At 50.4% G+C, this 16907-nt stretch carries 25 protein-coding genes and 1 pseudogene; 1 reads left to right on the top strand and 25 read right to left on the bottom strand.

Annotation, left to right across the window (positions count from 1 at the left end; translation table 11 throughout):
• Positions 1-29: 29 nt before the first annotated feature.
• The 17 genes and pseudogenes from AC27IT_RS17080 to AC27IT_RS17000 form a co-directional block, all read right to left on the bottom strand.
• Complete coding sequence (locus AC27IT_RS17080; RefSeq protein ID WP_487092008.1) at positions 30-578, bottom strand: hypothetical protein; 549 nt, start codon at positions 576-578, stop codon at positions 30-32.
• 61 nt (positions 579-639) lie between these two features.
• On the bottom strand, positions 640-1077 hold the full coding sequence (locus AC27IT_RS17075; protein WP_487091961.1) for a hypothetical protein: 438 nt from the start codon (positions 1075-1077) through the stop codon (positions 640-642).
• Between the two features lie 18 nt (positions 1078-1095).
• A complete protein-coding gene (locus AC27IT_RS17070) occupies positions 1096-1599 on the bottom strand; it encodes a hypothetical protein (RefSeq protein WP_487091960.1) in 504 nt (167 codons plus the stop codon).
• A gap of 221 nt (positions 1600-1820) precedes the next feature.
• Complete coding sequence (locus AC27IT_RS17065) at positions 1821-2009, bottom strand: hypothetical protein (RefSeq protein WP_487091959.1); 189 nt, start codon at positions 2007-2009, stop codon at positions 1821-1823.
• A gap of 37 nt (positions 2010-2046) precedes the next feature.
• The gene (locus AC27IT_RS17060) at positions 2047-2553 is read right to left on the bottom strand and encodes a sigma-70 family RNA polymerase sigma factor (protein ID WP_487091958.1); all 507 of its coding nucleotides are present in this window, start codon (positions 2551-2553) and stop codon (positions 2047-2049) included.
• Between the two features lie 21 nt (positions 2554-2574).
• On the bottom strand, positions 2575-2787 hold the full coding sequence (locus tag AC27IT_RS17055; RefSeq protein WP_487091957.1) for a hypothetical protein: 213 nt from the start codon (positions 2785-2787) through the stop codon (positions 2575-2577).
• Between the two features lie 97 nt (positions 2788-2884).
• Positions 2885-3082, bottom strand: coding sequence for a hypothetical protein (locus AC27IT_RS17050; RefSeq protein ID WP_171506256.1), 198 nt, complete (start codon positions 3080-3082; stop codon positions 2885-2887).
• A 344-nt stretch (positions 3083-3426) separates the two neighbouring features.
• Entirely contained in the window at positions 3427-3789 is a 363-nt protein-coding gene (locus AC27IT_RS17045; protein ID WP_487091956.1) for a hypothetical protein, read from the bottom strand.
• On the bottom strand, positions 3782-4147 hold the full coding sequence (locus AC27IT_RS17040; RefSeq protein WP_487091955.1) for a hypothetical protein: 366 nt from the start codon (positions 4145-4147) through the stop codon (positions 3782-3784). Before AC27IT_RS17040 ends, AC27IT_RS17045 begins: the two co-directional genes overlap by 8 nt.
• Complete coding sequence (locus AC27IT_RS17035) at positions 4144-4578, bottom strand: YopX family protein (RefSeq protein WP_487091954.1); 435 nt, start codon at positions 4576-4578, stop codon at positions 4144-4146. Before AC27IT_RS17035 ends, AC27IT_RS17040 begins: the two co-directional genes overlap by 4 nt.
• A 12-nt stretch (positions 4579-4590) precedes the next feature.
• Complete coding sequence (locus tag AC27IT_RS17030) at positions 4591-5058, bottom strand: hypothetical protein (RefSeq protein WP_487091953.1); 468 nt, start codon at positions 5056-5058, stop codon at positions 4591-4593.
• A 180-nt stretch (positions 5059-5238) separates the two neighbouring features.
• Positions 5239-6921, bottom strand: a complete 1683-nt coding sequence (locus AC27IT_RS17025; protein ID WP_487091952.1) for an SNF2-related protein — start codon at positions 6919-6921, stop codon at positions 5239-5241.
• Positions 6918-7289, bottom strand: coding sequence for a hypothetical protein (locus AC27IT_RS17020; protein WP_487091951.1), 372 nt, complete (start codon positions 7287-7289; stop codon positions 6918-6920). Before AC27IT_RS17020 ends, AC27IT_RS17025 begins: the two co-directional genes overlap by 4 nt.
• Before the next feature lie 166 nt (positions 7290-7455).
• A complete protein-coding gene (locus AC27IT_RS17015) occupies positions 7456-7641 on the bottom strand; it encodes a hypothetical protein (RefSeq protein WP_487091950.1) in 186 nt (61 codons plus the stop codon).
• 33 nt (positions 7642-7674) lie between these two features.
• Entirely contained in the window at positions 7675-7971 is a 297-nt protein-coding gene (locus AC27IT_RS17010) for a hypothetical protein (RefSeq protein WP_487091949.1), read from the bottom strand.
• 475 nt (positions 7972-8446) lie between these two features.
• Positions 8447-8944: pseudogene (locus tag AC27IT_RS17005) on the bottom strand (DNA cytosine methyltransferase); the annotation flags it as partial.
• A gap of 46 nt (positions 8945-8990) precedes the next feature.
• Positions 8991-9533 carry a site-specific integrase gene (locus AC27IT_RS17000; protein ID WP_487091948.1) on the bottom strand — a complete coding sequence of 181 codons (543 nt, stop codon included), beginning with the start codon at positions 9531-9533 and terminating at the stop codon, positions 8991-8993.
• Positions 9534-9582: 49 nt separating this feature from the next.
• Between AC27IT_RS17000 and AC27IT_RS16995 the strand changes: the two genes are divergently transcribed.
• Positions 9583-9801, top strand: coding sequence for a hypothetical protein (locus tag AC27IT_RS16995; protein ID WP_487091947.1), 219 nt, complete (start codon positions 9583-9585; stop codon positions 9799-9801).
• Here AC27IT_RS16995 and AC27IT_RS16990 read toward each other — a convergent pair.
• The 8 genes from AC27IT_RS16990 to AC27IT_RS16955 all read right to left on the bottom strand — a co-directional run bounded on the left by AC27IT_RS16990 (position 9789) and on the right by AC27IT_RS16955 (position 16885).
• On the bottom strand, positions 9789-10013 hold the full coding sequence (locus tag AC27IT_RS16990) for a hypothetical protein (protein WP_487091946.1): 225 nt from the start codon (positions 10011-10013) through the stop codon (positions 9789-9791). The genes AC27IT_RS16995 and AC27IT_RS16990 overlap by 13 nt on opposite strands.
• Positions 10014-10035: 22 nt before the next feature.
• Positions 10036-10572: a Holliday junction resolvase RecU gene (locus tag AC27IT_RS16985; RefSeq protein WP_487091945.1), complete on the bottom strand. Its 537-nt coding sequence runs from the start codon at positions 10570-10572 to the stop codon at positions 10036-10038.
• A gap of 9 nt (positions 10573-10581) precedes the next feature.
• Complete coding sequence (locus AC27IT_RS16980; RefSeq protein ID WP_487091944.1) at positions 10582-11361, bottom strand: phage antirepressor; 780 nt, start codon at positions 11359-11361, stop codon at positions 10582-10584.
• A gap of 11 nt (positions 11362-11372) precedes the next feature.
• Entirely contained in the window at positions 11373-12287 is a 915-nt protein-coding gene (locus AC27IT_RS16975) for a DnaD domain-containing protein (protein WP_487091943.1), read from the bottom strand.
• Between the two features lie 168 nt (positions 12288-12455).
• Positions 12456-13163 carry an MBL fold metallo-hydrolase gene (locus tag AC27IT_RS16970; RefSeq protein WP_487091942.1) on the bottom strand — a complete coding sequence of 236 codons (708 nt, stop codon included), beginning with the start codon at positions 13161-13163 and terminating at the stop codon, positions 12456-12458.
• The gene (locus AC27IT_RS16965; RefSeq protein ID WP_487091941.1) at positions 13163-14164 is read right to left on the bottom strand and encodes a recombinase family protein; all 1002 of its coding nucleotides are present in this window, start codon (positions 14162-14164) and stop codon (positions 13163-13165) included. The genes AC27IT_RS16970 and AC27IT_RS16965 overlap by 1 nt, the downstream gene beginning before the upstream one ends.
• Entirely contained in the window at positions 14165-16150 is a 1986-nt protein-coding gene (locus AC27IT_RS16960) for an ATP-binding protein (RefSeq protein ID WP_487091940.1), read from the bottom strand.
• A gap of 495 nt (positions 16151-16645) precedes the next feature.
• Entirely contained in the window at positions 16646-16885 is a 240-nt protein-coding gene (locus AC27IT_RS16955) for a hypothetical protein (RefSeq protein WP_487091939.1), read from the bottom strand.
• Positions 16886-16907 lie beyond the last annotated feature (22 nt).

Here is a 16907-nt window from a genome sequence, read left to right as displayed (position 1 = left end):
TCAATCGCTCTCAACTCTCGCGGAATATCTTATAAATATCTATTATCCGCGGCTGTTTCTGCCTCCAGATCATCTTCGTCCCACACATCCGCTGCGCTCTCGAACACCTGCAGCAGCGCATCGTCCGGATGTCTCCCAAACAGCGCATAGCGCGGGTTAATCACGATCCCCACTCGCCTTCCACCCACGACCATATACCCGATGACGCGGTGTTCCTCTAGCTTTCGCACAACCCTGATGCGAAACGGTTTGGATACGCCGACGATCTGGTCTATCATGGACCACGATAGCGGCCTCCCTTTTTCGCCATTCTCCCCATCCCCAACGAGGAGGTTGGTTTCCCAATCCATCAGGCATAACAGCGAAAACAAAAAACCGCGTTCCTGCAAGTCAAGCTGATTGTAGTACAACCGCTTTTGCTCCCTTGCTGAACGCAGTTTTATATGCTTGGGCATCCGACCGCCTTTTGACGCATCGAACACCTTGACGATTTCAGTTTGACGGCGGAGGATGGTCTCGGGGATCAGCTTCTCACCGGTGCTTGTATCAACGAAGTAGTCGCCAACCTTTTCAATCATCACTACATAACCACCACCATTTTGGTGAGCACAAAGAAAAGCACCATAGTTCAGGTGCTTTTTACACTGCTTCTTTTGGCATAAGTTTTTTCTTATACAAGTTTGTAGCATCTCTGATAATATTAAAGTCAAATTCCACTGATTTTCTAGCTGAATTAATGCTCCTGATTTTCTTGTTTGCTCGTCGGGTTTTGTCTATTGATCTTGACCTAGCAGCAACCGCCTGCGCTTGCTTTTCTAGGAATAATTCAATAAAAACACCTATGAGCAAAGGGAACTTCAACGCAGGAAAAAAGAATTGTTTTAATCTAACAGAACGTTGTTCTTTTATGCACTTAATCATCACCCCACCATGCAGGTAAGCAATAATAAACGGAAGTGCTGAGACGAATAATAGCGATCTCCGGCGCACTTTAACTCCGCTATCTAAGAATTTCAGATAAATACCAACGACTAACCCAACATACACCAACAGGGCAATGTGGACGAACATATCCATTATAACCCCTCCCTTGCCTTAACCCTCTGCTTTTCGTCCTTTGTAATGATCTACGCGTTCTTGAAACGAAATAGCACCATGTTTTTCGCGTTCCCGGTTCCTTAATTCTTCCCTGAACCGCTTTTCTTCTTCAGTGCTATATACAATCCAATCAATCAAGCCCAAAACTAACCAAAACCCACACAATTTCCAGACGGTTTCAAGTGATATCGGGTAATTTAATATGTGCACTATCTTATTTTCTGTTACTGATGAATGGTTTAAATAAATTCCGTAAAACATCGATGTGAGCGAAATGCAAAATCCTGCTACTGAAAACCAAAACCCAACTTCCCTAACAATCCTTCCCACAGAAGAAGCTGACAGCATACTTGAGTATTCAAACACAAAAGGCACCAGAAAAAGTACAAGCGATCCAAAAGTAACAGCCAACGGAACGTTGCCAGCCAATAACGTCGTTCTCAAAACAAAGTACGCCAGAAGGATATATCCTGCTCTAAATCCAAAATACTTGTCCATCATCTGAACTGCCGCCCTTTATATCTGTTTACCCTATTTTACCATAATGTAGACGGGATTGGTACGTTTTTCCTAATTGATAGTTTTGATTTGACACCTGAGGTCTGTTTATCTCTTAACGAAAAACTCCGCCCCGTTTCCGAGGCGGTAACGGAAGGGGTTCTCACGAAAGAAAAAGCTCCTTTCACTTATAGGTGGCTTTCGTGTGACAAAAATCGTGCTTTTCAACTCAACCACAGAGAAAACAGGTAGATTCCTCCTAACATGACGGCGGCGCTCAAAATCCCCCGCAACCACTTTGGCGCTAGCGTGTTTACCAACGCCAGGGCAACAGCAAGCCCTACTACAAACACCCCCAGCTTGATCGCACCAGTCGTTATCCACGGCGCATCTACAGTCAAGTCTAATGCCATATGTATCGCCTCCACCCCTTATATCGACAAAAACAGCTTATCCCACAAGGAATAAGCTGTTCATCAGTCGCTCAGATATTTTCGCCTGCGCACGCTTGATGTGCGTGGCCACGCTGCTTTTGCTGATTCCTAACATATCGGCAATGGCTTCATACGAGAAGCACTCTCCGTGAGCCAACACATAGCACTCTCTTTCCCTCTCACTCAACACGCACAATGCCTCTTCGATCTGCTGCATTTCCCACTCTGTTAGGTTCACCGGGCTACCTGCTGTGCTTCGCGCAACGTACGCCTGCATCTTGACAGGGTCCATAAGCTTCTCCCTCTGATAAGCGGCCTGGCGCTCTGCTCCACGACGGTTACCTGGACGCCGACCTGTCTCCAACCACTCAATGATCCACTCCACTTCACCGCGCATCTCGCCGATCAGTTGACGCTCTGCCATGGCATCTTCGTTTCCGGCCTCAGCAGACGCTCTGAGCGCCTCGTAGGCGGCGTTTAGTCCTTTTCGAGTCTTTTTATAATCCATAAGCAAATCGTGCATGAGAACCCCTCCCCAATGCGTTTATTTGCGTGCTTTGTTTTTATCTTTTAGAAACTGCCTTGGCCCGGTATCACCCATCAGCCTGCGAAGCTGCTCGATCGTCAGAACCTCGGCTGGCTTGTTCGGCGGCGGCTTGCGTTGGCGCTCCGTTGCGCGCTCCAGATGATCCGTGAAACTAATCGGTTTGTTCTCTTTTCGCTTTTTGAACTGTAGGATGTCGCGAATCTTCGCCATGGCTCGTTCCTCCTTTGGTGGGCAAAACAAAAGAGAGCGCCAGAACACACCCGTATTGGGTGAACATTCTGACGCCCTCTGCTTTTCAGTCAGGCATTTATTTAGCTTTGCGATAACGTTTGCGTCTGGTATCTTCGGTATCAAGCAGTTTGTCATCCTGGGTGATGATCGTAAACCTGTGGTGAGCTTCGAGCTTGTAGTTCTCCACGACATTCCCGTCTTCAATGATGATGACCCTGACACCTTTTTCTAAGGGATATTTTACCACAGTTTCTGCTTTTTCAACAGCACTCATCTTCCGTTCCCCCTGTCCGTTTGCTCGTGGTATAATTGTTTTGGCGAACATATATACGCGCTCCCGGCTGGGGGCTGTTTTTTGTTTTGGCGGACTTTCATCAAGTGAGTTTTTTCTTAACCTGTTCAGCGTGATCGGGGCAAACATCGCAATTAGCCCAAAGATTTACAGCGCATTTTGAGCAAATTTTCTTATCACATGTTTCCGTCATTTCTTGAAAATCTACACTCGTTACGATTCCCGTACCCTCCGCATAATCGCAAAGCCGTGTATATTCATGTTCCCGGCATACCTCACAAAGATTATTCACGCCCTCACCTCATCACAATTTCTCTTTTGTTAAGCTATTCTCCGATGTCCCACCAGTCTTTATACTCAGGCAGCGCTCTTTTCAACGTCTCAATGATGTGCGGAACAGCATCGCTAGTTGAACGGATATGAATGTCAATTTTCTCTAAGGCTGCGCGAAACCTCTGGGCTTCCGCCTCTGCCGCAACCGCCCGTTGTATCCAGTGCGGCAGCGCTTCACGGGCTTCGGCGATGAAATGACCATCACGCGCACCTTGTCCAAAACTATCGGTCCAGCAAATAGTCTCTTGTTCAGGCATGCTGACAATATCGAGCGAATACTGATCGTGTTGTGACGTCTTCCAAGGCCCCGGCGTGGCGGCCTCGCACATGGCCAAGTCTTCTGCTGCGTCACGCATTCGCGATCACTCCTTTTGCCATAAGGTAAACCAGAGCTACAGCATGTGGCGCTGTCGGTACTGCTTGCTCTGTGGAGTAATCCATCTGATACTCGCCGTCATCAAAACTGTATGCTCCGCCGTAGTACCCGCCGTTCAGCGAGTGCGAGTATTCAAGATAGATACCTTGCTTCCGCGCTTCCCCCACCAGCACGACCATGCCTTCCCAGGTGAGGGAGAAGTGGGGGAGAAGCCCCTTGTTCTCCCCGCTGCTGTTATCAGTGCCGCCTATCCACACATTCGGGATACCGTCGTAGTAGACTACTTTCCACCCCAACGTCTCCGCTACTTTCGCATCAAGTTCCCTTCCTGCTTTCATTTGCCCACCTCCAGCAGTTCCGGGTTCTCATAGATGTTGTCGATCACTTCGCCCCTATCGTGTACAAGCCACAAATAACCGTGTAATCCAAATGTCACTGGAGGACTCCAGTCAACGTAAAATCCACCATTACGATATCTAACAACGCCTAGATCATTTTCCATTTTAAAGAAGTCGCCCTCGTAAATCTCTTTGCCGTGCTTGTCACGGAGTCCGGTGAATTGCATGATTACAGCATTCTCTACCGTTTCCCAAATAGGTTGCTTCCAAGTCTCTCCGTGTTCGTCAGTGATCTCCTGACGTTCATGGAAGGTATGGAGTTTAAATTTCCCATCCCAATCGACTTCAAATTTGTAGTTGCTTTTTGGATACACAACGCTGATGAGTTTGCTTCCATCCCAAGCCCGAAACTTGATCTCACGTCCTTGCATCCCGTTCCCCTCCTATAAAATTTCTATTTGCAGCTTTTTCCGTCGTTCTGAAAACAGCTTCGCCTTTGCCTCTTTCCGGTCGATCGGATAGATCGGCCGAACTATGAAACTAACCTCGATATCCGTCCCTTTGATGAGTATTTCAGTGTACTCCTGGATTTTGTAAGCATGGCCTTTGATGTAGTGGACAGTTCCAAGTTCGAACCACTTTATCCGATCATCATCATGTTTTAGTCTCACGTGGGCTTCGACAGCATGCTGTTCTTTATATGCCTTTTTCATCGACACATAGTCCGTCATCATAAGGTTTTGGCATGTGTACCAAACCGTTAACCTTGAGCCGTATAAAGTGAAGCGTTCGATCCCGAGGATGAGAAGGGACTTCTCGTTTACTTCGATCACATCACCAATTTTGTGCGGTTGCCTGAAAAGGCGGAATTCTGATTTGACTGTGGTAATGACTCTTCCTTTTGCCGCCATCGTATCCCGCCTTTCCAAAAGTAATGTTGTGTTACTTCCCTGCAAACGCAACTACTGCTGTGCAAGCCGATACACAAAAGACGATACCGATCACCATGATTGCAAACCATTTATCTTGGTTCATTTTGACCTTGTTGTCGTCCATGTAGTGGCTCCTTCCTTACCTGAGTTACCGATTTGTCAAATCGCCGCAGCATTCACAGCTATTCGCGCTTGCTCCACCTTTGTCAGATATCGTTGAGCCAGCGCTTGAATTCGACTCTTATCCGAATGCTTGGCTTCAAGCTGTTGGCCCGGATCAATAATCCCCTTGGCCTGTGACGCTTTGATTCCGAGTATCTCGACCATGGGAGGATCGCTACCTTCGTCAGTATTCAAATAGATAGCCGTGATCTGTTCCTGCTGCCCTTCCCGATTAAGACGACCAATGATTTGCTCATGGACTTTCGGAGACCAATCCAGTTCACCAAAGACGACAGTTGAGCAACGATGTTGCAGTCCATCAAGCCCTGCACCACTCCGAAGCGACATAATGAACAGATTGGTTTCGCCTTCCACAAACCTCCGAACTGATTCAGCCTTTTGCCGCTCGCTTTCGCTGCCGGTATACATGGCAGGCTGATAATCCGCCAGCTCCTCCAGCCAAATCTCGTAGACGTCACGGTGCCAGCCCATAAGCAGTACAGGTATATCTGCCTCCAAAAGCAACTTGACGTACCTGGACACTCCCCTTGCTTTACTGACACCTGTTGCATGCCGCATAAGTAGATCCAGTTCCCTCCCAGCCTGGCCGCGCTCTGTGAATGAGCCGAATGTGGCTTTGACAGCCAACTGCCTCGCCAAGTCTTCGACGGACTTGAGCGTCTGGTTATCTGGTTCTACATGTTCGACGATCACGTTGATAGGTGGCATTTGCTGGCCCACTTCGCGTTTAGTCCGCCGTAGCATGACGTTTTGTTCGCGTAGGAATGTTCCCAGTGCATCTGGATCACGAACTTCACGACTGCCAACGCACCACTCCCTTAAAAACTCATCGTAGCTTCCAAGGATGTGCGGTTCGATGAATTGCATGATATTCCAAATCTCCACCCCATAGTTATAAATCGGGGTTGCAGACAGTCCAAGGCGATATGTTGCTGCTTCGGATAGTCGTCGTGCCGCCTGGCCTTTTCCGCTGTCTGTCCCTGTCCTTAATTCTTGTATCTCGTCATAAACAACGGTTCTAAAGAAGCCATCGCCGAACGTGTCAATCCATCCCAGAAGCTGACTATATTTGAACAGGTAGACATCTGCTGCAGGTAAGTCATACGGCTTGGTTCCCTTGACCTTGTGAACCTTCAGCGTTGTAAACTCCTCGATTTTTTCTTGCCATTGACCCTGCAAGTGAGTTTGCATAACCACTGCAGCTGGTAGTGCCTGTCCTTCCAACAGCATGCCTGCCGCTGTGTAGGTTTTGCCGAGTCCCACGTCATCACCGAGCAGGAGAGAGTGTCGAGTGAGACATAACTCAATGGCCTGCGCTTGATACTGCCTGATCTTCTGGCCCGGCCGCAATCCTGCCCGGGACGGTGGAACATAATCCGGCCGCATGATAGTTTCCATTCGTTCCTGGTCCCTCTCAAACTGGATTCGTCCACCTTCCAAAACCTCTCGATCTCTATCAGACATGCGCATCGGATAGCGGATTATGAACCATGACAGATCGGCGCAATGACTCTTATCGTTCGGAAAAGTGTACGTACCCGTCTGCCATTTCGGAATACGTGGAAATAACTGCTTGAGCCTTATAGCGATGTGTGGCGGAATGTCTCGCATTTCCCACTTGTCATTTATCAGTGCAAGTTTTCCGTATGTTTTGGTCATAGCCAACCTGCCCCTAGAGATGCAACAATAGATGGTTTTCCATTTATCATAGGCGGCAATCCCATGCTTGTTCCTGTCAGCAGGATCAATCCTTTTACCTCTTGATGTCCAGCGTACCGTTCAAGCTGGCGGTATATCGCCTTGCGAGGGTATCGCGTCTTAACTTCCAAAACCACGTTGCCGAATGGAGTTTGAATAAGAAAATCCGGAATGTCTCTATCGGAGAGGTGCTTTTCTCGTTCAAAGCGAATCCCTTCGGATGTTAGGAAACGCTCGACCTCCATTTGTGTGAGTTTTTCTTGCGTGGTGCTGAATCTTTGTTGTTGGAGCCTAGACGCAAGATCATACATCGACTCCATGACTGCCATGCGCTTGCCTCCCTAACTATTGTGTATCCTCGGTATCCAACAGCCCTTCTTTGACCGCGCAATCGTCGCAGGTGTCATCATAAAAACTACTTTCATCAAGCTCAATTCCGCAAATCGCGCAACGATTTTCGTCCATCCGTCTTTCCTCCCTACACAGTTTGTAAAACTACTCGTGAATTTCGAATGTTGCTTCTACGCCTTGAATCAAAGCCTGATCTGCTTGGTAGAAATACATAAACTCATCATCTGCCGTTCTGATGTAACGGCCGTTACTATCGCGGCCTATTTGCACTTCATAGCAATTGCCCTCAACCCATTTTCCAGCACGCTTTTCCATGCACTCAACAATCAAAGATTCCCTCTCCTTTCCTCTTTGAGCAGTTTGTTAAGATATTTCCGAATCATGCACCGCTTTGATCGCCGCCATGAACGGGTAAGCGTGCGCCGGTAACACTGCATTGCCGCATGCTTTCAACCTTGGCACCCGGTTCTTTACACCTGATGCCACTCGCGGCGGCTCCCACTCGTGCTGTTCCTCTTGCGGCCCTGCCGGCCACCTCGGCTCGTCGATCCAGTGCGACTCGGTTTCGTCGCGGTCTATGTCCGTCCAACCAATCGGAAAGCCCATCAGAGCTTCTACCCAGTCTGGATTGAGCTGTCCACTCTTATCCGAGACACACATTGACAGCTCCACTTGCTTTCCAATCTCTATGCGTCGTTGTATGCACGGACTTGAAAGATTTCCTCTATCCCTATGGTCGGAGGCATTTGGAGTCGGCCACATCTTCACGGCTGCATGTAAGTCTGGCGTTCGCCGCTCTCTTTCGGATGGGCAATCCCCACGTAGTGTAGCTTTTGGGGTCGGCCAAAGTTTTACAGCCGCCGGAAGCCCATTCCTCGGATCATCAGCGTTAATATTGCCGCGTTTTTCCGCATCGTTCGCCCGGGGAGTGGGCCAGAGCTTCACCGCATCATTCAGGTTGGGGCTCCATCCCTGCTCCGCTTTACGTGCTACCCTCGGAGAGTCTGGATTGTCGCCGCTGCGGTAATCTCTTGCTTGCGGAGTAGGCCACACACCTTTCTTCCAGTTCGCTATGTCGGTCCTGAGCGATCTCCCCTGTCCGCCCCCGTGGCTACCCACTGAATCCGAAGCGCTCGGTGTAGCCCACAATGAAAACTCTGTCTCTTCTGTGCGGGGCACCGACGGCTGCAGCCGGAAGTAGGAACGCCCTTGCGGTGTAACCCGCGCTGTCCAGGTCAGCAAGTACGCTGTCGAGGCCCAATGTGACGTGTCCAGCAACATTTTCTCCAAAATACCAAGAGGGCCTGATCTCGCACACAAGTCTAAACACTTCCGGCCAGAGGTGGCGGTCATCTGCCTCGCCAAGTCGCTTCCCGGCGTGGGAGAAAGGCTGGCAAGGGTATCCGGCGCAAATAAGGTCAATTGTTCGGCTTCCATCATCGGTTATCACCCCTGCCTCGATCAGTTTTTGTCTGTTCAGCTTCCGCAGGTCATCGAATATCGGTATTCCCGGGAATCGCTTGCGGAGTACCTTCTGCGGAAACGGCTCGATCTCGCAAAAGGCCACTGTCTCTATCCCGGCCCATTTTGCTGCCAAACCGATACCGTCGATTCCCGAGCAGAGAGACAGCATTCTCACGCGATTTACCCCCGATTTAACATAATTGAGCGTTTGTATCTTACAAGCTAAAGCCATCTACCGCCTCGTCGATCAGGTCTTGAGTGATGCCGATGTATCTCAGGGTGATCGACGGATGGCTGTGGTTAAAAATCATCTGCAGGGTCGCGATGTCCCGCGTCCGCTGGTAGAAGTGGTACCCAAAAGTCTTGCGCAACGTGTGCGTCCCGATCTCGCTCAAGCCGATCTTACGCGCAGCTCCGTTGATGATCTGGTAGGCCCGTACCCGTGTGATCGGTCGCGGTCGCTTGCTGGACGCAAACAGGTACTCGTCATCGTCCATACCATGTGTGTAATCCCGAATTGCTGCCTGCAACTGCTGATTGATCTTAAACCTCTTTCGCTTACCCGTTTTCTTCTCGGTAATCAAAATGTGCGATTTACCTCTCACATCCCGAACTTTCAAGGGGAGAATATCTGAAATCCGCAGACCCGTGTTTACGCCAAAGTTCAAAAGAAATCCGTTGCGCGCCGACTGCTTTTTCAAGAGTGCTTTCAGCTCTTCCAGTTTTGCTTTGTCCCTGATTGGCTCAACATAATTCATGCGATACCCTCCCTAGTGCGATATGATGTGAAAAAGGAGCGTGTTTCGTATGGAAAAGTCGTTTTACTATTCAGTCCAATGGTCAGAAGCAACCTACTTGAAAGATGCCTTGCAGGCGATGGAGATACCGTTTGCCATCGAGCAGCCGTCCGACAAGTTACAGCTGGCCGCCGGACACGTTGTTTTTGTGTTTCCTGTTGTGCCCGTTCGGGTTTACAAGTCTGTCCTCGATCTGTTTGGTAGCCACGGCCGGAGTTATCCGGTGTGACCGCGCTTGCGTTTCATCGCCTTTTCCGCTGCAATGCTCATGCCGATGATCCTGTCTTTTTTGTGAGGCTTCGGCAGCGACTCCAACCAGGCGCGCTCTTCCGGCGTCATAGGCCGGGTGATGCACTCGCTGTGTGCAGCCTGCGCTGGCTCTGTTCTTCTGCGCGCCCGCATATCTGTTCCGAATCTGTTGGGTGTACGCGCTCTGCTCATCTTCCACACTCTCCCTCATTCTCTATGCAGCACCGTGACCCAGTAGCTTGTCCACCAGCAGGAGATAGTCCAGTGCTGCTCGTTTTGTCCGCTCGACCGCGAACGCGTATACGTCAAACTCGTCCTTGGGAATGCTCTTGCGCCCGCCATTCGCTGCATGAAGCAGGTAATGCCTCATGGTTGCAAGTGGCACAAGATATACCTCGTGCGTGGCAGCAAACTCGATCAAGAAGAAGCATACAGCTCCGTTTCGTTCCGCTTTTTCCAGATGCTCAATCTGGTGGTTGCTGATGTTCGCCAGGTCAAATCTCGTTCGTTCACGCGTGCTCTTGGCCTCGAAGTAGATGGCCCGGCCCCGGTACACCCCGTCATAATCGACCGTTGATTTCTCCTCGAAGTACCCGGCCAGCACGCGGCTGCCTTTTGTCTTCGTTGCCTTAATCGGCGTGGGCCGCTTGTGAATGAGTGCGATGCCTGCGCTCTCGTACTGGCCGTTCGTAAAATTCAGTACCTCCTCGAATGCTTGTCCGCGATTCGCTTGACTCACTCTGATTCCCATGTCACCCTCCTATGCCGGCCGTTTCTCGTTTTTGAACTTGTTCACGAAGTACACCTGTCCCTTGGGCGTGACCTTCGTCGTCTTGGTTACTCGCACACTTCCGTCTGGATTGTTGATGGTACGTGTCTTGATCTCAAACAGTCCGAGTTCCATGGATCGCTGCGTTGGCATGTTGTAATACTCCCCTTTGCGGCCGAGGTACCCTTGCTCTCGTAGGAGGGCAAACAGACGGTTCTGGCCAATGTCGATTCTGTTCTGCTTGAGTATTTTCGCCAGTTCGCCGATCAGGATGCTTGAATTTGATGTTTCTAGTGCTTCTGCAAAGACAACCTTGGGACGATCCAGTTCGATACGCCTTTCCGCTGCAATCCGCTTGTCGCGCTCCTCCTTGAGTTTGGAGACGACCTCCAGCAGCAGGTCCGGATTGTCCAGCAACTCATCCTTGGCGTACATGCCGTGTTTGCGGATGGAGGGCAAAACCTCATCAAACACCCAACGTTCATAACGTTCTGCCTTTTCTTTGATCGCTGGGTTCTTGCTTTGATCTGCCGCTTTCACGATCAACCTGTAGATATCGCCTTCTGGAATGACCTTGACTTCCTGTTCTCCGCCTTCCGTAAGGACACGGTAACTTACCGCCCCCTTGCAATGTGCGGTGACAGCTTCGTATGGCCGCGCATATCCAAGAGACTTTGCAACGTCATTTCCGACCGCATATGTTTTTTCGTTGATGTCGATGGTGCGAATTTGACCAAATTCAGTGTTTGTAAAGGTTTGAAGTCGTTTCAAGTTCATCCCCCCTACCTGCTTGCTGTCCTTGACTTTCTCATGCGTTCGAGCTTTTCCATCATCACAGGATCGTCTTGCAGAAGCCTTCCTTTGCTCGGTTGGATAGCCCCGTCCTTCTCCTGCTGCATTTGCCACTGGACGCTTTCGGGCAGCTTGTCCACCTTGAGGTTGTCGCGAAGAGGAACCACTTTATGCCCCTTTTGCTGTTGAAACTGCTGTTTCTCAGCTTCTGCCTCCGCAACGGTCTTAATCCCTTTTCCGTGCCAATCTCTCAGTATGCTAGCAGCGTACTTCCATTTGCGGTGATTCTGAGAGAGTGTTCGCTTCATTGCTTCGATCACCAATTCATCGCTTAACGTTTTGCACCACTCGTTGATCTCTTCTGCAATGAATGATCCCAGCACTCCAAAATTTTTTTCGTAAAAAGTGAAGGGGTTGTCGGCAGTTGTCGATTCCACTTCTGCTTCTACTTCTTTTCCTTTCTCTTTCTTTTCTACTTCTTTTCTTTTCTTTTGGGAGGGAGTGCTACCGTAGTCATCCGGTAGTGGTTCTGGATCGTTGCCTCCACCGCCGCCAGGGCCTTGATTTCCGTCTGGTGGTGCTGGTAGTTTCGAGGCTGTTGGCTTGTTGATTGTCTGGTGCTTGAGGAAGTTTGGGATGCTTATGTACGACTGCCCAGACACCTCATACCTAACGATCAGACCTCTGGTTTGAAGAGCGCTTAACCATTCATTTACTTGTTCAGTAGTAATACCGTAGTCGTACGGAAATATTAACGACTTGATTAATGCCGGGTGCCCGTTCAATCTGCCTTCATCATCCGCCTGACTTATCAAACCCATGAACGTAAAGCGTGCCATCGGATCGCATGTACCGAGTTTTTCGTCGATCCAGAAGTTGGGGTCAATCATGCGTTTTCTGGCCATTAGAGCTGCTCCTTTCTGCCAAAACTCTGTAGTTGCTCAGTTTTGTGGGCTTCCACCCCGGATGCTTGCTCCGCATGTACGCTGCGGCAAATCGCTTGAGCGTATCTGGATCGCCCAGTGTGCGGTACAGGTCCGGGAGTGGAAACCACCGTGTCTCCTGGCACATGGCTACCTCCTCGCAACGAAAACGGGTTTGCCAGTGAGCTCCTGTATTTCGCGCTTAAAGAGCCCTTCGTCGCTGTTGTTGTCGCTCAAGTGCAGCAGCCAAATTTCCTGCACCTTGGACAGATCGTTTGCCAGCAGAAAGTCCTTGGCGTTCTCCAAGCTGAAATGTGACCGCAGAAGACGTTTTTTCATGATGGCTGGCACGCGGCCAGACTCAATGTTTTGGTCCAATATCTGCATGCTGTAGTTGCACTCCAGCATGATGTGCGTTAACCCAGGAAACTTATATCGGCAATAGTAGCTGTCTGTAATGAACACCAGTTTCTCGCCTGCTTGATTCGCGAGCAGAAAACCAAGTGGCTCTGCCACATCATGCTGTACATCGAACGGTAGGATGGTCCATGTACCGATTCTGAGTTGCTGTTTGGCGCGAATCCGCTTGGCGCGGTGGCTGGATAGCCCCAGAGCATCAAGCGTGCCCTGGGACGCGTACACATCTATACCAGCCTTTACGATGTCCGCGACAGCCTTGCAATGGTCGCCGTGCTCGTGGCTAATAAGGCAACCCGCAATCTTCGTGGTTTGGAAGTTCAAAGCACGCTGAATGTCTTTGTAACGAATACCCGCCTCCAGCAGCAAGGCGGTGTATCCGTCCGTTATGTGATAGGCGTTTCCGGCGCTGCTGGAGCCGAGTGGTTTGATCTCGATCATCAGAAACCAGGCCCTTCGGCAGGTTGAGCAGCAAAGAGATCAGGTTGTTGATCTTCGTGCACCCTCGACGATGTATTCTCGACGACCGTTACTTCCGATTCGATGTCGATCACTTCTTTGTTGGCGTTCTCCCGAATTTCCCGAGCTACTTCCGCTGCCGCATACTCCGTTTCGAGTTGTTTCAGGCGCAAGTAGTCATCGTCGATCTTTTGGCTGTCGATGGTGATATCGCTATAGGCAGCGCGGTAAACGGTTTTCCAGCACATTTTTTCGTACCAGCCCTCGACCTGTTCCTTGCCTACCTTTTGCCCATTTTCCCACTTATCTTTTTGGCCGCCCCAAAACTCCGGGCTTGCGTGGTCTGGCTTGCGCTTCAAGATATCCTTGAGGCTCATCACGACCAGCTTGTTCTTTTGAGGTTTTTGTGTGTACTGGTGATAGTAAAAGCCCCCGACGATCTCTCCGCGATCAAATGGATTAGTGACCTCAAACTCGTATCCTTCGCACTCGTTCCTCCAGTCTTTTTTGATGGGCCGAAACTTGTCTGTGGAGTAGACCAACTCGACGATCACGTTATCAGGTACGTCGAGACCGTATTTTGTTGCCTTGAGCTCGATGCCGCGATACCCTTCGATAAAGGCGATATCGTACTTGTTCGTAGTGTTGTTTTTGAAGGGTATCAGGTTGATGTGGTTGGGCTGAGCCGGGTCAAATCCGACTCTAGCCATCGCCACGACATCGCGGGCTAGCTTCTCCATGTTTACATTGGCCCAAGTAACTGGCAGTGGATCACGGTACTTTTCTGCTTTTTTCAAGCGTTTCTCTTCGGTTGTTTTCAGAACGGCATCCAGCGCGACGAAGTAGTTTTGAGCCAGTCGCTTTTGAAAGTCGGTTAAGGCGATCACTCCGACGCTTGCACTAAACTCAGAAACGACCTTGTTCATGAACCGCTCGGATTGAGTCAGTTCTCTTTGCGCTACTGCGTTTGTTTGGTCAGTCATCTACACCGCCTCCTTCATGTCCCGGTTTGCCGTTTCGACCCGCAACTGCTTGTCCTTTTCGCTGACGATGAGGCGAATTTGCTGCCCGGCTGTCTGGATGAGGCTCGTCACGGCCTCTGCGTTGTCGATAAAGATTGGCGCTGTGATGCCGTAGTGTTCGGATAGCGTGTTAATGATGTCCAGACCGACGTTGATCCGCGCTGCGTTGTTCAATCCGCCAGAGTATGGGACGCCGTTGTATGTCGTCTCGCACACTTCCGCCAGTCCACCGTTGATCTGTTGCTCGAAGAGCTTGAAGCGAGCAAACTGGAATCGGCTGTTGATCTTTTCCTCCAGAAGATTGACCTTGGTACGGATAAACTCTTCGGTGAGGAACAACTCTTGTTCAAGTCGCTCGTACTCTGCGGCCAGCTCTCTTTCGCGTGCCGCTAGCTCCGCGATACGTTGTTCGGCTGCGTGCACCTGGGCAAACTTCGCTTTCTCCTGCTCCAAGGTTTGGACTTGCGCTTTCATGGTAGCGATTTCTTCCCGGACTTTCGCCGCGGCTTCCTGTACAGATGCGCGGAGTTGGTCAATCTCCTGTTGGATGACCACAGCTTCCTGCTTCTTCTGGACGTACTGCGAATCGCTTTCTACGTCTCTGACGCCTGCTTGCAGGTCAGTCAATTCTGATTCGGCGGATTGGATTTCCTTTTCTTTCACAGCGGCTTGTTGTTCCAAAGCCGCTATCGCATCAGCCAGCGCGGCATTTTCTTGCTCCAACCGCTTCGCTTCCTCCGCCGCGGCTTTTCCTTTTGCCGTGATCTGCTCCAACCGTTCTGCCTTCCGACGGTTGAAATCAGCCTGTGCCTTCTGATGAGCAGCTTGGAGTTGTTCCTCTGGCAGCGCCTGGCCGCACGTTGGGCAGTTCGTATCGTGATGATGCTCAAACGTTTCGCTGTTGACTTCATGCCATTGCTGGCGCAGTCGACTTGCTTCCTCCTGTGTAGCAATGATACGTTGGTTGTTCCGGTCGACGGACCAGCGTTTGTCGCTGATTTGCCGCTGGATGTCGTCGTGCTGACCTCTTAGGGTTGATACCACTTGCCGCTTGGCTGCTACTTTCTCCAGTGTGCCGGATTGCAGTTGGTTTTTAATCTCCAGCAGTTCGCCTTCGATTTCCCGCAATCGCTTTTCCTTGACCACTACCTCGCCGCCGGAACGGATACGAAACTCTTCAAGCTCTTTTCCTTCGATTTGCATCCTCAAAGTGAATATGCTCTCTTCAATATCACGTTCATCCAGTCCGCTTGTATCAGGTTTTGATCGCACTACTTCATCGATCCGCACTGGAATTTTATCCAGCTCCTTGTTGATCTCGGCCCGGCGCGCGGCGATAACCTTTCTGTGATCCTCCAAGCTACGACCGTTTAAGATGCTTGGAAGCTTCGCCAAACTTACGTTGCTCGCAATCACATCGTCGTCGGATACGTCCCCGCATACTTGCAGCAAGATTTTGCGCCGATCTTGCCACTTCAACTGCTCGTTAAAATACGTCGGGCTTGTCAGGAGCTTGAACACATCCTCGCTGACAATCTGGTCTACTCGTTCCTTGTACTCGTTCATCTTCACTGGCACACCATCAACGAAGTAGTCTGTCGAATGACCCGAGAATTCAGGGGTCGCCGAACCGCGCTTCTTCGTCCATTTTTCGGAGTAGACCTTGCGCAGCGTTGTCTTGCTGCCGTCGATCAAAAGCGTGGCTTCCACCTCGTGATTCAGTCCGTGAAGCACATTTCCGCGTGCGTCCAGCGTCTTGATTTGAAAGTCTTTCTTGTTCTGGCTGTCCTTGTCAAACAGGAGCCAAGTAAAAGCGTCGAACAGCGTTGTCTTTCCTACTGCATTGTCTCCGTACACATCCACACTTCCTTGTGTGTCAAGCGTGAAGTCGCGCACTCCCTTGAAGTTCCTCAAGGTAAGAGTTACCAACCTGATACTTTTTGTCATGCGAACCCCTCCTATTGATTTGTGAGGGCTACTCCGTTACGATAGTGGTAAGCGTTTTTTCGTACGTTTCACCCGAGACTCAGCGTTGCCGCGCTGGGTCTTATTCGTTTTTCTCGCTATCTTCTACAAAGCTTTCCAGTTGTTGTTTGATCCACTTGACATCCGAAATCAGATCATCCAATTCGTCTTCGTAAAAGCAAATGCACGCAAGATATGTCCGGTGGTTTGGTGATGATCGTCCGTCTGCCGTTCAAGTCTCTCCAGCCTGTCGCACAGATACTGAACTTTTTCGATGACTCGTCCTACACGTTCCAACGCTTGCACCCCCTTTCGTTTAGTCACGAGGCTGCCGCGTCCCAACCTCTACGCGGCGGTTGCAGCTCCACAGACTGCGCCACACTTCTTGCCTCGCTTATGTACGACCTGTCTCATCAGTGCCGGGCGGTCAGTTCCGGCAGACTGAGGCTCCGGGCCCCAGTTTCGACTAATCAAGCATCAGGCAATGATGCGCTCATGTTTCAGCACCTCCTGCAGCGCGGTCAACTCCCTCGTCCGCCACTCAATCTCATGCGACAGCTCGCGCTTATGCACATCTAGTTCCTCGCGCAGCCGCTTCAACCGGACGTATTCCACGTCTACGGCACGCCATTCTTCGTCTGCGGCGCGATATTCCCGTTCCAGATTCGTCAGTTCCCGCTGAATGTCAGCGATCTGCGAAGACAATGTTTTGCTCATGGGCTTGTCCTTTCTCCGGCGG

Source organism: Brevibacillus sp. YAE8 (assembly GCF_057543335.1).
This window is presented reverse-complemented; position numbering and strand designations above follow the sequence as displayed.

What these genes read in the sequence shown, in the direction of transcription:
- AC27IT_RS17080 (WP_487092008.1), bottom strand. Translation starts at nt 578, where the DNA reads ATGATTGAAAAGGTTGGCGACTACTTCGTTGATACAAGCACCGGTGAG.
- AC27IT_RS17075 (WP_487091961.1), bottom strand. Translation starts at nt 1,077, where the DNA reads ATGGATATGTTCGTCCACATTGCCCTGTTGGTGTATGTTGGGTTAGTC.
- AC27IT_RS17070 (WP_487091960.1), bottom strand. Translation starts at nt 1,599, where the DNA reads ATGATGGACAAGTATTTTGGATTTAGAGCAGGATATATCCTTCTGGCG.
- AC27IT_RS17065 (WP_487091959.1), bottom strand. Translation starts at nt 2,009, where the DNA reads ATGGCATTAGACTTGACTGTAGATGCGCCGTGGATAACGACTGGTGCG.
- AC27IT_RS17060 (WP_487091958.1), bottom strand. Translation starts at nt 2,553, where the DNA reads ATGCACGATTTGCTTATGGATTATAAAAAGACTCGAAAAGGACTAAAC.
- AC27IT_RS17055 (WP_487091957.1), bottom strand. Translation starts at nt 2,787, where the DNA reads ATGGCGAAGATTCGCGACATCCTACAGTTCAAAAAGCGAAAAGAGAAC.
- AC27IT_RS17050 (WP_171506256.1), bottom strand. Translation starts at nt 3,082, where the DNA reads ATGAGTGCTGTTGAAAAAGCAGAAACTGTGGTAAAATATCCCTTAGAA.
- AC27IT_RS17045 (WP_487091956.1), bottom strand. Translation starts at nt 3,789, where the DNA reads ATGCGTGACGCAGCAGAAGACTTGGCCATGTGCGAGGCCGCCACGCCG.
- AC27IT_RS17040 (WP_487091955.1), bottom strand. Translation starts at nt 4,147, where the DNA reads ATGAAAGCAGGAAGGGAACTTGATGCGAAAGTAGCGGAGACGTTGGGG.
- AC27IT_RS17035 (WP_487091954.1), bottom strand. Translation starts at nt 4,578, where the DNA reads ATGCAAGGACGTGAGATCAAGTTTCGGGCTTGGGATGGAAGCAAACTC.
- AC27IT_RS17030 (WP_487091953.1), bottom strand. Translation starts at nt 5,058, where the DNA reads ATGGCGGCAAAAGGAAGAGTCATTACCACAGTCAAATCAGAATTCCGC.
- AC27IT_RS17025 (WP_487091952.1), bottom strand. Translation starts at nt 6,921, where the DNA reads ATGACCAAAACATACGGAAAACTTGCACTGATAAATGACAAGTGGGAA.
- AC27IT_RS17020 (WP_487091951.1), bottom strand. Translation starts at nt 7,289, where the DNA reads ATGGCAGTCATGGAGTCGATGTATGATCTTGCGTCTAGGCTCCAACAA.
- AC27IT_RS17010 (WP_487091949.1), bottom strand. Translation starts at nt 7,971, where the DNA reads ATGTGTGTCTCGGATAAGAGTGGACAGCTCAATCCAGACTGGGTAGAA.
- AC27IT_RS17000 (WP_487091948.1), bottom strand. Translation starts at nt 9,533, where the DNA reads ATGAATTATGTTGAGCCAATCAGGGACAAAGCAAAACTGGAAGAGCTG.
- AC27IT_RS16995 (WP_487091947.1), top strand. Translation starts at nt 9,583, where the DNA reads ATGGAAAAGTCGTTTTACTATTCAGTCCAATGGTCAGAAGCAACCTAC.
- AC27IT_RS16990 (WP_487091946.1), bottom strand. Translation starts at nt 10,013, where the DNA reads ATGAGCAGAGCGCGTACACCCAACAGATTCGGAACAGATATGCGGGCG.
- AC27IT_RS16985 (WP_487091945.1), bottom strand. Translation starts at nt 10,572, where the DNA reads ATGGGAATCAGAGTGAGTCAAGCGAATCGCGGACAAGCATTCGAGGAG.
- AC27IT_RS16975 (WP_487091943.1), bottom strand. Translation starts at nt 12,287, where the DNA reads ATGGCCAGAAAACGCATGATTGACCCCAACTTCTGGATCGACGAAAAA.
- AC27IT_RS16970 (WP_487091942.1), bottom strand. Translation starts at nt 13,163, where the DNA reads ATGATCGAGATCAAACCACTCGGCTCCAGCAGCGCCGGAAACGCCTAT.
- AC27IT_RS16965 (WP_487091941.1), bottom strand. Translation starts at nt 14,164, where the DNA reads ATGACTGACCAAACAAACGCAGTAGCGCAAAGAGAACTGACTCAATCC.
- AC27IT_RS16960 (WP_487091940.1), bottom strand. Translation starts at nt 16,150, where the DNA reads ATGACAAAAAGTATCAGGTTGGTAACTCTTACCTTGAGGAACTTCAAG.
- AC27IT_RS16955 (WP_487091939.1), bottom strand. Translation starts at nt 16,885, where the DNA reads ATGAGCAAAACATTGTCTTCGCAGATCGCTGACATTCAGCGGGAACTG.